Origin of the sequence: Methylocella silvestris BL2 (genome assembly GCF_000021745.1) — a bacterium.
In the GTDB taxonomy this organism is placed as follows: Bacteria; Pseudomonadota; Alphaproteobacteria; order Rhizobiales; family Beijerinckiaceae; genus Methylocapsa; species Methylocapsa silvestris.
On record NC_011666.1, the window covers coordinates 846,896 to 860,076 of the forward strand.

The following is a 13,181-nucleotide window of genomic DNA, read 5'->3' on the forward strand; positions in this document are numbered from 1 at the left end:
CATGCTGACCATCCAGTCGGTCTCAAAAATCTATCCCGGCGGCGCGCACGCTCTGTACAGCGTTAGCCTCGATATTGACGCGGCCGAGATCGTCGCTGTCATCGGCGGCTCCGGTTGCGGCAAGAGCACTTTGCTCCGCCTCGTCGCCGGGCTCGACCGGCCGAGCTCCGGCCGCGTGCTGATCGATAATGAGCCCATCAGCGCGCCGCATCCCGCCGTCGGCGTCGTGTTTCAGGAGCCGCGGCTGTTTCCCTGGCTGACCGTCGCTCAAAATGTCGGTTTCGGCCTTTCTGACGTCTCGAAGCCGCAGCAGGGCGCGCGCGTGGCGGCGGCGCTTCAGCGCGTCGGACTTGCCGATCACGCCCCGCGTTGGCCGCGCCAGCTCTCCGGCGGACAGGCCCAACGCGTCGCGCTGGCCCGCGCGCTGGCGCCCCAGCCGCGCGCGCTTCTGCTCGACGAACCTTTTTCCGCGCTCGACGCCTTCACTCGCGCCGACCTGCAGGATCATCTCCTCAGCCTTTGGGACGAGCTGCGGCCGACGCTGCTGCTCGTCACCCATGACATCGAGGAAGCTCTCGTCCTCGCCGACCGCGTCGTCGTCATGCAGCCGCGGCCGGGACGCATCGCCGCCGTGCTCCCCATCGCCCTGCCGCGTCCGCGCGACCGCATTTCGCCGGAATTCGACGAATTGAAGCGCGAGGCGCTCCGCATCCTCGGCCATTCCTGGCGCGCCCCGCCGCATGCCGTCGCGGCCGAATGAATCTCGCTTCCTAAAATAAGGACCACCTCCATGACCAACGCCACGCCTTCGGGCGACGCCCAAAACGGCCTCAATGTTCTCTGGTTCATACCCACCCATGGCGACGGCCGCTATCTCGGCACGACGCGGGGCGGCCGCGACACCAATTTCGCCTATTTGAGCCAGGTCGCGCAGGCGGCCGACAGCCTCGGCTATTTCGGCGTGCTGCTGCCGACCGGCCGGAGCTGCGAGGATTCCTGGGTCGTCGCCTCGGCGCTCGCGCCGCTGACGAAACAATTGCGTTTCCTCGTCGCGGTGCGGCCGGGCCTTTCCTCCCCGACTCTCGCCGCGCGCATGACCGCGACGCTCGACCGGATTTCCGAAGGACGCCTGCTCATCAATGTCGTCACCGGCGGCGATCCGGCCGAGAACGCCGGCGACGGAATCTTCCTGAACCACGACGAGCGCTACGAGGTGACGCGCGAATTTCTCACCGTCTATCGCGCGCTGCTCGCGGGCGAACGCGTCAATTTTTCCGGCAAACATATCAAGCTGGAGGACGGACATCTTCTGTTCACGCCCCGGCAGGCGCCGCCGCCGCTCTTTTTCGGCGGCTCTTCGCCCGCGGCCAATGACGTCGCCGCCGAACATGTCGACAAATATCTGACCTGGGGCGAGCCTCCGGAGGCGGTCGCCGCCAAGCTCAAGGAGGTTCGCGCCGCCGCCGCGGCGCGCGGCCGCAGCATCAGCTTCGGCATCCGTCTGCATATCATCGCGCGCGAGACGAACGAGGCCGCCTGGGCCGCCGCCGACCGGCTGATCAGCCATCTCAGCGACGACACCATCGCCGCGGCGCAAAAGGTGTTTTCGCGCCTCGACTCGGTCGGTCAGGCGCGCATGGCGGCGCTGCATGGCGGGCGGCGCGACAAGCTTGAAGTCAGCCCCAATCTCTGGGCGGGCGTTGGCCTCGTTCGCGGCGGCGCCGGAACGGCTCTCGTCGGCGACGGCGAAACCGTCGCCGCCCGCATCCAGGAATATGCCGATCTCGGAATCGACACCTTTATCCTTTCGGGTTATCCGCATCTCGAGGAAGCCTATCGCGTCGCGGAGCTTGTGCTGCCCCGGCTGAGGCTCAACCATGGCGTCCGGAAATCGGAGCTTTCGGTGAATACTGGTCCGTTCGGCGAAACCATCGCAAACGACTACCGCCCGGCCTCGCGGGCCGTCGCGCAATCTTGAGCGCTCAGTCTGTCTCTGCGCCCGTCGCCATCATCGGCGGCGGGTTTTCCGGAGCGACGGTCGCCTTTCATCTCCTGCGGCTACGCCCTGACCTCGAGCGCGTCGTCATCGTCGAACCGCGCGCCGATCTCGGCCGCGGCCTCGCCTATGATTCCAACGATCCGAGCTGGCGCATCAATGTGCCGGCCGCGCGCATGTCGGTTAGTCCCGCCGAGCCCAATCATTTCAACGACTGGCTCACGGCCTCCGGCCGGCTGGACGAAGATCCCGCGGCGCGGCTGCCGGACGGCCGCAACTTTCCCGCCCGCGCCGTCTTTGGCGAATATATGGGCGAACAGCTTCGCGCGCTTGGCGACAAGATCGCCCATGTCGTCGCGGCCGCCGAACGGGTCGAGGCGACGCCGCAGGGCTACGCCATCGCCTGTTCAGACGGCCGGACCGTTTTTGCGAAGATCGTCGTTCTCGCCGTCTGCCACCCGCCCCCAAGCCCGCCCGCGCTACTGGCCGACGCCTTCGCCGGCCATCCGCATTTCATCGAAAATCCCTGGGCGCCCGGCGCCCTTGAGGGAATTGGCGCGGACGCACGCGTGCTGATCGTCGGCACCGGGCTGACCATGGCCGATATCGTCGCCTCGCTCGATCGATTGGGCCATCGCGGCCCCATTACCGCGGTCTCGCGGCGCGGTCTTAGATCGCGCGGGCATCCCCCCGCCAACGTCGAGCCTTATGGCGAGTTTGCCGCCCCTCCGGCGCGCACGGCGCGAGAGCTGGTGCACCGCGTGCGTCAGACCGTCGCTGAGGGAGCAGCCGAGGGCAAAAGCTGGCATGGGGCGCTCGATCAGGTCCGCCTGCAGGGCATTGCGATCTGGCGCGCCTTGCCCCTGCCCGAGCGGGCGCGGCTGTTGCGGCTGATCCGGCCCTTCTGGGACGTGCATCGTTTCCGCATCGCGCCGCAGGTCGAGGCGACGCTCGACCGGCGGATCGCTAACGGCGGTCTAACGCTGAAGACCGCCTCACTGCGCCGCGCCGAACGCAAAGGTGAAACCATGTTGGTCACGCTGCGGAGCCGTAGCGGCAAAAGCAGCGGCGAAACGGAAACGCTCGCCTTCGACGCCGTCATTATCGCCACCGGCCCGGCGCATGGCGGCGTCTTTACCGACAATCGCTTGCTTCAGGCGATGCGCTCGGCGGGCCTCGCCCGGCCCGATCCGCTGCGGCTCGGGATTGACGTCGATCTGGACGGCCGCGCGATCGGCGCCGATGGCGAGGCGGCGAGCGATCTCTTCGTCGCAGGTCCGCTCGCGCGCGGCACGTTCGGCGAGCTGATGGGACTTCCCGACGTCACCAATTACGCCGTCAGCATCGCGACGCATGTGGCCGAGCGATTGGCGCCGCCTCAGGCGTCTGAGCCGGATCGGCGCAAGGCGCCGGCGTCGATCTGAGCATCGCTCCGAAAACATAGCCCGTCGGCGCGGGCCGTCCGAGGGGATGAGGCTGCTTTCGAACGCTCCAAGGGGGCGCGAGCCTATCTTTATACTCTATAGAATAACTGGACAGCTTGTTCCCGCTGTGGCATCCCTGAACGTCATCGCAATTCGCGCGAGGCCCGTCGCGCGAGGAGCACCCGAGGGTTCATGCAGCAGCAAACCATTGACGCCGCGCAAGCGGCGGCGTTCTCCGCGGACGCGGCGCGTCGACCGGGCGCCGGCGCCACGCCTGATGCGCCGGTCGCGGCGAGGACCCCCCAAACACAGAACGCCCCGCGGCGATTGGCCGGCGTCGAGCGGCGCGTCGCCGGCTGGATTCTCCCTCTCCTTCTCATCCTCGCATGGGAAGCCTTGTCCCGGGCTGGCGTCATCCACGGCAATGTGCTTCCCGCCCCTTCGGCCATCGCCCTCGCGGGCTGGCAGGCGGCGCGCTCCGGCGACCTCTTCGAGAATATGGCGGTCAGCGCGGCGCGGGCGCTCGCCGGCCTGATCGTCGGGGGAACGATCGGCTTCGTCTTCGGCATCGCCAACGGCGTGTCCGAGCTTACCCATCGCTACACCGACACAACACTGCAGATGATCCGCAACGTGCCGCATCTTGCGTTGATCCCGCTGGTCATCCTGTGGTTTGGCATCGACGAGGAAGCCAAACTCTTTCTTGTCGCCCTTGGCGTCTTCTTTCCGATCTACATCAACACGCTGCATGGCGTCCGCACCGTCGACCCCCAACTGATCGAGATGGGGCGCGCCTATGGCATGACGCCCGTCACATTGTTCCTGCGCGTCATCCTTCCCGGCGCGTTGCCGTCGATCTTTGTCGGCCTGCGCTTTGCGCTTGGCGTCATGTGGCTGACGCTGATCGTCGCCGAAACCATCGCCGCGCAATCGGGCCTCGGCCATATGGCGATGCAGGCGCGCGAGTTCTTGCAGGTCGACGTCGTCATGCTGGCGATCCTCATCTACGCGCTGCTCGGCAAGTTGGCCGATGTTCTGACGCGGTTGCTTGAGGGCGTCTGCCTCAGCTGGCATCCGAATTTCCAACCGGCGCGGAACTAGACGCATGAGCCTCGCCCTTGCCCATCAAAGGCGCTCCTTCGACGCGGCGCCGCCGCCGCTCGCGCCCCCTGCGGAGGCAAGGGGCGTCCCCGCCCGCTTTATCGGCGTCACGCGGCGCTTCGGACAGACGGCCGTCCTCAATGATCTCGACCTCGACATACCTGCGGGCCAGTTTCTCGCCGTTGTCGGCAAGAGCGGCTGCGGCAAGAGCACGCTGCTGCGTCAGCTCGCCGGTCTAGACGCGCCGTCGGAAGGCGCCGTCTCGATCGGCGGCGCGGAGCCGGTCACGCGCATGATGTTCCAGGAGCCGCGGCTGCTGCCATGGCGGCGCGTCCTCGCCAATGTCGAGGTCGGGCTGCCCGCCAAGGTGAACAAGGCCGAGGGGCGCGAGCGGGCTTTGAGCGCGCTCGAAGCGGTTGGGCTCGCCGACCGCGCCGGCGAATGGCCCGCCGTTCTGTCGGGGGGGCAGAAGCAGCGCGTCGCGCTCGCCCGCGCGCTCGTCAGCCGGCCGCAGCTGCTCTTGCTCGACGAGCCGCTCGGCGCGCTCGACGCGCTGACCCGCATCGACATGCAAAGGTTGATCGAACGCATCTGGCTCGAACAGGGATTTACCGCGGTGCTCGTCACGCATGACGTCGCCGAAGCATCAGCGCTCGCCGACCGCATCGTTCTTGTCGACGCCGGCAAGGTCGCGCTCGATCTTCCGGCCCCGCTGCCCCGGCCGCGGCGCCGCGGCTCGCCCGAAAGCGCGGCGATCGAGGCGCGCATTCTCGATCAGCTGTTTGGCGCCTGACCGAGACTGGCATTCAACACACAACATCGCAGGGGATTTATATGACCTATATCAGCCGACGCGCGGCCCTTGCTGGAGTCGCTGGACTTGCACTATCGGTTACCGCCCGCGCCAGTCTCGCCGCCGACGCTGTTGTGCGGGTCGGCTACCAGAAATATGGCACGCTGGTGCTGTTGAAGGGAAAGGGCATTCTCGAAAAGAAGCTGGAGCCTCTTGGCGTTACCGTGAAATGGTCGGAATTCGCCGCCGGTCCTCAAATGCTGGAGGCGCTCAACGCAGGGGCGATCGACATTGGCCAGACCGGCGAGGCGCCGCCGATTTTTGCTCAGGCCGCGAGCGACAATCTGATCTATCTCGCCAGCGAGCCGGCCTCGCCGGCGGGCGAAGCGATCATCATTCCAAAGGACAGCCCTCTCAAATCGGTGGAAGAGCTGCGGGGCAAGACAGTCGGACTCAACAAGGGCTCGAATGTGCATTTCCTGCTGGTCAAGGCACTCGAGAAACACGGGCTCGCCTACTCCGAAATCAAAACCGCCTTCCTGCCGCCGGCCGACGCGAGAGCCGCCTTTGAGAGGGGCGCGATCGACGCCTGGGCGATCTGGGATCCCTTTTTCGCCGCCGCGGAAGTTTCCATCGGCGCCCGGCCCCTGACGACGGCCGAGGGAATCGTGCCGAATTATCAATTTTATCTCGGCTCGCGAAAATTCGCCGACGCCAATCCGGCGATCATCGAGGCGCTGATCAGCGCGGTAGACGAGACCAACCGCTGGGTGGAAAAGGACACGACCGCGGCGGCGGAAACGCTCGCTCCGCTCACCGGCATCCCGGTTGCGGCCCTGACCGTCGCGTTGAAGCGGCAGAATTTCGGCGTCGCCCCCCTGACCGAGAAAGTCGTCGCGGACCAGCAGCTGATCGCCGACACATTCCTGAAGCTCGGCCTGCTGCCGAAACCGGTCAATGTCGCCGAAGCCGTGAGAAAGCCCCGCGCCTGATCCCTTCGCGCGATCGCGAAGCTCCCCCCGCTCCACCGTTTTGCGCGCCATCAAAGGCGTTGCTATTGCGGTCGCTCCTGCAATCGATTATCGACGCGGGCGGGGAAACCCGAGACGGGCTCGAGGGGGCCCGACGGTCGGAGGGGGGACGAAAGAATGCGCAAGACAGTAAGATGGACGCTTGCCGCCGCGACCGCTTTTTGCGCGGCGGTGTCAGCGGCGACGCCAGGCCAAGCCCTGAGCCAGGCGCAGGAAGCCGCTGATTGCCAGGGCGACGCGCTCCGCCTCTGCTCCCCCTACATTCCCGACCACGCCAAGATTCATACCTGCCTCGTAACTTACAAGGCCTATCTCAGCCCGGCTTGCCGCTCGATCATCGCTCCCGCGAAGAAGCGCAGATAAAGGCCGTCAGGCGACAAAGAAAATTGGGGATTGGACAACGCCATGAATTTGAAACTTAGCCTAGCCGGCGCCGCGCTTGCGCTTGTGACCCTTGCAGCCGCGCCGGCCTCGGCGCGCAATCCTTGCCACGACGACGCGTTCAAATTTTGCCGCGCCGTCATCCCGGATCATGCGCGCATCCAGCATTGTCTGGAGCGCAATATGTTTCATCTTACCCGCGCCTGTCAGGCGGAGTTCAAGCGCTAAACCCCGCGACGCCATCTGGTCGGCAAGGAGCCGCCGAATGACGGCTCAGGATAAAGGCGCCGGCGGCTCAGGCCGCCCGCGCCGAACTCGCGACGATGTCGCATAATTCATTGACGATGCTTTCGACGAGGTCGAGGTCGTCGCCCTCCCCCATGACGCGGATCACCGGCTCGGTGCCGGACGCGCGGATGACGAGACGCCCCGACGCAGCAAGCCGCTTGCGAGCAAGGTCAATCGCGCGGGCGACGCTCGCATCCTCGAGCGGCTTGCCCGCGGCGACGCGGACGCTTCTTAAGACCTGAGGCGATGGCTCGAAGCGACGGCAGACCTGGCTGACGGGCTTTTCCAGCCGTTTGACGACGGCAAGCAGCTGCAGCGCGGCGACGAGACCATCGCCCGTGGTGCAGAAATCCGACAATATTATATGGCCGGATTGCTCGCCGCCGAGGTTGTAGCCCTCGCTGCGCATATGTTCGAGCACATAGCGATCGCCAACCGCGGTCCGCGCCAGCGTCAGGCCGATACTTTCAAGATAGCGCTCCAGACCGAGGTTCGACATCACGGTCGCGACGATGCCCGGCCGGGAGAGCCGCCCGTCCTCTTTCCAGCTCGCGGCGATCACCGCCATCAGCTGGTCGCCGTCGACGATCTTGCCGGTTTCGTCGACGATAAGGACGCGATCGGCGTCGCCGTCGAGCGCGATGCCAATATCGGCGCGCATTTCGCGCACTTTCTTGACCAGCGCCTGCGGCGAGGTCGAGCCGACGCCGCGATTGATGTTGAAGCCGTCCGGCTCGACGCCGATCGAAATGACTTCCGCGCCGAGCTCCCACAGAGCTTCGGGGGCGACCTTATAGGCCGCGCCATTGGCGCAATCGACGACGATTCTCAAGCCCTCCAGGGAAAGGCTCCGCGTCAGCGTGCGCTTGGCGAATTCGATGTAGCGGGCGCGGTCGCCCTCGACGCGCATGGCGCGGCCAAGGTCGGCCGGCTTCGACAGCTTGAGCGCGAAACCGGCGTCGAGCATCGTCTCGATCTTCGTCTCGACTTCGTCCGACAGCTTGAAGCCGTCCGGCCCGAACAGCTTTATGCCATTGTCTTCATAAGAATTATGCGACGCCGAGATCATCACGCCAACGTCGGCGCGCATCGAATGGGTCAGCATGGCGACCGCCGGGGTCGGCATCGGCCCGAGCAGCAGCGCATCGACGCCGACGGAGGCAAAGCCCGCGACCATCGCGTATTCGATCATATAGCTCGACAGCCGCGTATCCTTGCCGATGACCGCGCGATGGCGATGTTCGCCGCGCTGAAACAGCACCCCTGTCGCCTGGGCGACCTTCATCGCGAGTTCGGGCGTGATGACGGAATTGGCCTGGCCGCGGATTCCGTCGGTTCCAAAATGTTTACGAGGCATTAATCAGCAATCCCTGAAGCTTTCGGTCGTCTGCGACTTTTCGGCAGTATGCTTTGGCCCGACCCCGATGCTAAAGCGCGAACATGGCGCAAAGTCGTCGCCGTTTCGCCCAGCGCACAGCATCTTTCTCTGACATGACACGCCGCCGCGATCCGTTTAAATCAGCCAAAACCGCCGGCGTCTTGCATTCATCATCTTGTCCGCATTTAGGCGGATCTTGTTGTCCGCAATCGGATGTCCAGTCGTTCTGACCGCAGCTATCGGAATCTCGCAGCCACCTTCAATAAACCACGTGTCTACAGCAGAAGCGTTATTTTAGGATAAATCACGCCAATTTTGTGGGAACTCGCATCATGAGGCTTTCAAGGCCTTTCGCAAGCGCCGGCGCCGCGGCCCTTATCTGCCTCGGCTCTCTCTTCTTCGCGGGCGAGGCGCCCGCCGGCGAGCTGCGCCTTGCGCAAAACTATCGCGCGCCGCCGGCCGACGTCGGCGGCGATCCCTACGGCCAGCAGGACGCCGACCCCTCCTCGGTTCTCGTCCGGGTCGACCGGCTGGAGGCGCAACTGCGCCAGCTCAACGGCCAGATCGAGCAATTGCAGTTCCAGAACCGCAAGCTTGAGGATCAGCTGCGGAAATTTCAGGAAGACGTCGATTTCCGCTTTCAGGATAGCGGGCGCGGCGCTCCGGCAGCCGTCGCCAAGCCGCAAAAGCGCACCGACGCCATCGACGATTACCTCAGCGGCGACAATCGCTCGGCGGCCTCGGGATCTCCGGCGACCCCGTCGGCGGGGGCAACGGCAGGATCGCCGCCGGCGCCGGCGCGCGCGGCCCGGCGTGGCGACGCCTTCGATCCCTCGGCCGATCCGGCGGCGCCCGGAGCGCCGCGCCCGCTCGGCAGCGCCGCCTCCGCCGCCCCGCCTCCCGCCGCTGCGGGGAGCGCCGCGACGGACGCCGTCGCGGCTCTGGATGACGCCGATGGCGGCGCGCCGGAAGGCCCGCTCAATCTTGCCGGCGCAAAATGGCGGGCGCCGGACGCACAAACCGCGCCCTCCGCGACCCCCGCCCCCTCCAGCGGCCCGGTGGCGGCGCTGGCGACGCCGAACGCGCTCGCGCCCGGCGCGGCGCCAATCAATCCCGTCAAGGAAGAGTTCGACGTCGCTTACGGCTATTTGCGCCAGAAGCAATATGAGGCGGCGGAGAAGAGCTTTGCCGCCTTCATCCAGAAAAACCCGAAAAGCCGCTATAGCGCGGACGCCACTTATTATCTTGGGGAAAGCTTCTTCCAGCGCAGCCGACCGCGCGAAGCCGCCGAGCAATATCTCAAAATTTCAACGCAATACGCGACTTCCGCACGCGCTCCGGAAGCGATGCTGCGACTGGGCCAGTCGCTGAACTCGCTTGGCGCGAAGGAACAGGCCTGCGCCACCTTCGCCGAAATCGGGCGGAAATATCCAAACGCGCCGGGCAACGTCAAAGCCGGCGCCGACCGGGAGGCCAAGCGCGTCCAATGCTAGGCGTCCGTCCGGATGCGCCCGAGCGGCCGGCCGCAGCGCGGGCGCGGCCGCGTTCGGACGGCGACGCCCCGGGCGCCAACGGCGGACTGGCGCTAGATCGGCTTGCCGCCGATCTGCTGCGCCCTTGGGAAGAGGCGCAAAAAATCCTGCTCGCTGTTTCGGGCGGACCCGATTCGATCGCCTTGATGCTGCTCGCGAGCCGTTGGGCGCGGGCGCGGGAGGAGCGAGGCCTCGCCGCGCCGCTCCTCCATGTCTCGACCGTCGACCATGGCCTTCGCACGGGCTCCGGCGCCGAGGCGGAAGCCGTCGCGGCATGGGCGAAAGCCGCCGGGCTCCCGCACGAGACCCTGATCTGGAACGGCGGCAAGCCGAAGACGCGCATCCAGGAGCGCGCGCGCGAAGCCCGCTACGATCTGCTTTGCGCCTGCGCCGCGCGGCTCGGCGCCGACGTGATCGCAACTGCCCATCACGCCGACGATCAGGCCGAGACGATTTTGTTCCGCCTCACGCGCGGCAGCGGGCCGGGCGGTTTGGCCGGCATGTCGGCGCGCTTTTTCCGCCATGGGCTCATCCATTCGCGGCCGCTGCTCTCTTGCGACAAGGCCGCGCTGATCGCCTATTGCGAGGCGCGGCGTCATGATTTCTTCGCCGACCCGTCCAATTGCAATCCAGCCTTCGCCCGCACGCGCATGCGCGCGCTGCTCAAACTTCTCGCCGATGAAGGCCTCGATCGCGCCGCGTTGCTGCGCCTTGGCCGCCGCGCCGCCCGCGCCGAGGAAGCGCTCGCCGCTCGGGCGCGCGCGGTCGCCGCCGATGTCACGCTGCAAAGCGGGGGCGGCGCCGTCATCGACATGGCGCAGCTGGCCCGCGAGCCGCAAGAGATTTTGATTCGGGTCGTCGCGGCGCAGATTCTCGAGGCGAGCGCGAAGAGCGGGCCGCTGCGGCTGGAGCGTCTCGAGACTCTGGCGATATCCTTGAGGCAGGCCTGCCTCGATGGCCGGCCGTATGCGGCGACGCTCGGCGGCGCGGCGCTTTGTCTCGACGCGAGCCTGCGCCTGTCGATTCGGGCGGAAGCGGCGCGGCGCGCGCGGCCAAAACCCAAGCAAAAGGACGCCGAAAACCGCTAGTCAAACCGCGCTACTTGGCTTCGCGCAAGCATCCCCTTGGCAATGGCGCCTCCGACGCCTACATTCATCGTCTAATCGCCAGGCGCGGCGTTAAGTTTTCTTTGCCAAGACGGCGGACCTTCGGGGTCAAAAGCGCCTGGAGCAGGACGGTGAAATGAATCCGAATTTCCGTAATTTTGCGCTCTGGGTCATTATTATTTTGCTCGTCGTGGCGCTGGTCATGCTGTTCCAGAATCCGGGACAGCGCTCCGCCTCGCAAGATATCACCTTCAGCCAGCTTCTGACCGAGGTCGATCAGGGCCGCGTGCGCGAGGTGACGATCGCCGGCAATGAGATCAGCGGTCATTTCACCGACAATCGGGCTTTTTCGACCTATGCGCCGAACGACCCGACCCTGGTCCAGAGCCTCTACAAGAAAAACGTCTCGATTTCCGCGAAGCCGCCGTCCGACGGCAACAATTGGCTGCTGACGCTTCTCGTCAATGGCTTGCCTTTGATCGCCATTTTCGGCGTGTGGATATTCCTGTCGCGGCAAATGCAGGGGGCGGGCGGCAAGGCGATGGGCTTTGGCAAGTCCAAGGCGAAGCTGCTTACCGAGGCGCATGGGCGGGTAACCTTCGAAGACGTCGCCGGCGTCGACGAGGCCAAGGAAGACCTTCAGGAAATCGTTGAATTCTTGCGCGATCCGCAGCGGTTCCAGCGACTCGGCGGCCGGATTCCGCGCGGCGTGCTTTTGATCGGCCCGCCCGGCACCGGCAAGACCCTGCTCGCCCGCGCCATCGCCGGCGAAGCCAATGTGCCCTTCTTCACGATTTCGGGTTCGGACTTCGTCGAAATGTTCGTCGGCGTCGGCGCGAGCCGCGTGCGCGACATGTTCGAACAGGCCAAGAAGAATGCGCCTTGCATCATCTTCATCGATGAGATCGACGCGGTCGGGCGCCATCGCGGCGCCGGCCTTGGCGGCGGCAATGACGAGCGCGAGCAGACGCTGAACCAGCTGCTCGTCGAGATGGACGGCTTCGAAGCCAATGAGAGCATCATTCTCATCGCCGCGACGAACCGTCCCGACGTGCTCGATCCGGCCTTGCTGCGGCCGGGCCGGTTCGATCGCCAGATCGTCGTGCCCAATCCCGACGTGATCGGCCGCGAACGCATCCTCAAGGTGCATGTGCGCAAGGTGCCGCTCGCCCCCGACGTCGAACTCAAGGTCGTCGCGCGCGGCACGCCGGGCTTTTCCGGCGCGGATCTCATGAATCTCGTCAATGAAGCGGCCCTGCTCGCAGCAAGACGCGGCAAGCGCGTCGTCACCATGGCCGAGTTCGAGGATTCGAAGGACAAGATCATGATGGGCGCCGAGCGCCGCACCATGGTCATGACCGAGCAGGAGAAGATGCTGACCGCCTATCACGAGGGCGGCCACGCCATCGTCGCGCTGAGCGTGCCGGCGACCGATCCCGTGCATAAGGCCACGATCATTCCACGTGGCCGCGCCCTCGGCATGGTCATGCAATTGCCCGAGCGCGACAAACTGTCGACGAGCTATCTGCAGATGACCTCGCGCCTCGCCGTCTGCATGGGCGGCCGCGTCGCCGAGGAGATCATCTTCGGCAAGGACCACATCACCTCCGGCGCGCAGTCGGATATCGAGCAGGCGACCAAGCTCGCGCGAGCCATGGTCACCCGCTGGGGCTTCTCCGACGAGCTCGGCACCGTGATGTATGGCGAGAACCAGGAGGAAGTCTTCCTCGGCTATTCCATGGGCAAGCAGCAGACGATTTCCGAAGAGACGGCGCGCAAAATCGACTCGGAAGTGCGCCGGCTCGTCGAATTGGGCCTTTCGGAAGCGACCCGCATCCTGACCGAGAGGAAACAGGATCTTGAGACGCTGGCGCGCGGCCTGCTCGAATATGAGACCCTCTCCGGCGACGAGATCATCGGGCTGTTGCAAGGCCGCAAGCCTGTCCGGGAAAACCCGGACGACACGGCTCCCCTGCGCGGCTCGCCGGTGCCGACCATCGGCGCGGGCGCGCGGCCAACAAAGCCCGGGCCGGAACCGGGAGGCCTGGAGCCGCAGCCGCAGGCCTGATGTCTATCTTTTGACGGAATGGGGCGCTTCGCTGGTCGAGGCGCCCTTATTTTTTGGGACCAGGCGAGCCGCTGCAACGAAGA

12 protein-coding genes are annotated in these 13,181 nt (G+C 65.9%); 11 read left to right on the plus strand and 1 reads right to left on the minus strand.

Annotated elements, in window-relative coordinates:
• Position 1: 1 nt before the first annotated feature.
• From MSIL_RS03965 to MSIL_RS04000, 8 genes are all read left to right on the plus strand, one after another.
• The gene (locus MSIL_RS03965; protein WP_012589810.1) at positions 2-760 is read left to right on the plus strand and encodes an ABC transporter ATP-binding protein; all 759 of its coding nucleotides are present in this window, start codon (positions 2-4) and stop codon (positions 758-760) included.
• A 30-nt stretch (positions 761-790) separates the two neighbouring features.
• Complete coding sequence (ssuD, locus tag MSIL_RS03970) at positions 791-1,978, plus strand: FMNH2-dependent alkanesulfonate monooxygenase (RefSeq protein ID WP_012589811.1); 1,188 nt, start codon at positions 791-793, stop codon at positions 1,976-1,978.
• Complete coding sequence (locus MSIL_RS03975; RefSeq protein ID WP_012589812.1) at positions 1,975-3,420, plus strand: FAD/NAD(P)-binding protein; 1,446 nt, start codon at positions 1,975-1,977, stop codon at positions 3,418-3,420. The genes ssuD and MSIL_RS03975 overlap by 4 nt, the downstream gene beginning before the upstream one ends.
• A gap of 192 nt (positions 3,421-3,612) precedes the next feature.
• Entirely contained in the window at positions 3,613-4,521 is a 909-nt protein-coding gene (locus tag MSIL_RS03980; protein ID WP_012589813.1) for an ABC transporter permease subunit, read from the plus strand.
• A gap of 4 nt (positions 4,522-4,525) precedes the next feature.
• The gene (locus MSIL_RS03985) at positions 4,526-5,314 is read left to right on the plus strand and encodes an ATP-binding cassette domain-containing protein (RefSeq protein WP_012589814.1); all 789 of its coding nucleotides are present in this window, start codon (positions 4,526-4,528) and stop codon (positions 5,312-5,314) included.
• A 41-nt stretch (positions 5,315-5,355) separates the two neighbouring features.
• Positions 5,356-6,306: a sulfonate ABC transporter substrate-binding protein gene (locus MSIL_RS03990; protein WP_012589815.1), complete on the plus strand. Its 951-nt coding sequence runs from the start codon at positions 5,356-5,358 to the stop codon at positions 6,304-6,306.
• A 156-nt stretch (positions 6,307-6,462) separates the two neighbouring features.
• A complete protein-coding gene (locus MSIL_RS03995; RefSeq protein ID WP_012589816.1) occupies positions 6,463-6,708 on the plus strand; it encodes a hypothetical protein in 246 nt (81 codons plus the stop codon).
• Positions 6,709-6,750: 42 nt separating this feature from the next.
• On the plus strand, positions 6,751-6,954 hold the full coding sequence (locus tag MSIL_RS04000; RefSeq protein ID WP_012589817.1) for a hypothetical protein: 204 nt from the start codon (positions 6,751-6,753) through the stop codon (positions 6,952-6,954).
• A gap of 67 nt (positions 6,955-7,021) precedes the next feature.
• On the opposite strand, the gene glmM is transcribed toward MSIL_RS04000, so the two are convergent.
• Positions 7,022-8,371 (minus strand): phosphoglucosamine mutase, encoded by a 1,350-nt coding sequence (glmM, locus tag MSIL_RS04005; protein WP_012589818.1) that lies wholly within the window; start codon positions 8,369-8,371, stop codon positions 7,022-7,024.
• Between the two features lie 353 nt (positions 8,372-8,724).
• Between glmM and ybgF the strand changes: the two genes are divergently transcribed.
• The 3 genes from ybgF (at position 8,725) to ftsH (ending at position 13,098) form a co-directional block, all read left to right on the plus strand.
• A complete protein-coding gene (ybgF, locus tag MSIL_RS04010; protein ID WP_012589819.1) occupies positions 8,725-9,885 on the plus strand; it encodes a tol-pal system protein YbgF in 1,161 nt (386 codons plus the stop codon).
• On the plus strand, positions 9,879-11,012 hold the full coding sequence (gene tilS, locus MSIL_RS04015) for a tRNA lysidine(34) synthetase TilS (RefSeq protein WP_012589820.1): 1,134 nt from the start codon (positions 9,879-9,881) through the stop codon (positions 11,010-11,012). Before ybgF ends, tilS begins: the two co-directional genes overlap by 7 nt.
• Before the next feature lie 154 nt (positions 11,013-11,166).
• Positions 11,167-13,098 (plus strand): ATP-dependent zinc metalloprotease FtsH, encoded by a 1,932-nt coding sequence (gene ftsH / locus MSIL_RS04020; protein ID WP_012589821.1) that lies wholly within the window; start codon positions 11,167-11,169, stop codon positions 13,096-13,098.
• Positions 13,099-13,181: the final 83 nt, after the last annotated feature.

Coding starts and splice junctions, on each gene's coding strand:
- tilS (WP_012589820.1), top strand. CDS start 9,879: ATGCTAGGCGTCCGTCCGGATGCGCCCGAGCGGCCGGCCGCAGCGCGG.
- MSIL_RS04000 (WP_012589817.1), top strand. CDS start 6,751: ATGAATTTGAAACTTAGCCTAGCCGGCGCCGCGCTTGCGCTTGTGACC.
- glmM (WP_012589818.1), bottom strand. CDS start 8,371: ATGCCTCGTAAACATTTTGGAACCGACGGAATCCGCGGCCAGGCCAAT.
- ftsH (WP_012589821.1), top strand. CDS start 11,167: ATGAATCCGAATTTCCGTAATTTTGCGCTCTGGGTCATTATTATTTTG.
- MSIL_RS03995 (WP_012589816.1), top strand. CDS start 6,463: ATGCGCAAGACAGTAAGATGGACGCTTGCCGCCGCGACCGCTTTTTGC.
- MSIL_RS03965 (WP_012589810.1), top strand. CDS start 2: ATGCTGACCATCCAGTCGGTCTCAAAAATCTATCCCGGCGGCGCGCAC.
- MSIL_RS03985 (WP_012589814.1), top strand. CDS start 4,526: ATGAGCCTCGCCCTTGCCCATCAAAGGCGCTCCTTCGACGCGGCGCCG.
- ssuD (WP_012589811.1), top strand. CDS start 791: ATGACCAACGCCACGCCTTCGGGCGACGCCCAAAACGGCCTCAATGTT.
- ybgF (WP_012589819.1), top strand. CDS start 8,725: ATGAGGCTTTCAAGGCCTTTCGCAAGCGCCGGCGCCGCGGCCCTTATC.
- MSIL_RS03980 (WP_012589813.1), top strand. CDS start 3,613: ATGCAGCAGCAAACCATTGACGCCGCGCAAGCGGCGGCGTTCTCCGCG.
- MSIL_RS03990 (WP_012589815.1), top strand. CDS start 5,356: ATGACCTATATCAGCCGACGCGCGGCCCTTGCTGGAGTCGCTGGACTT.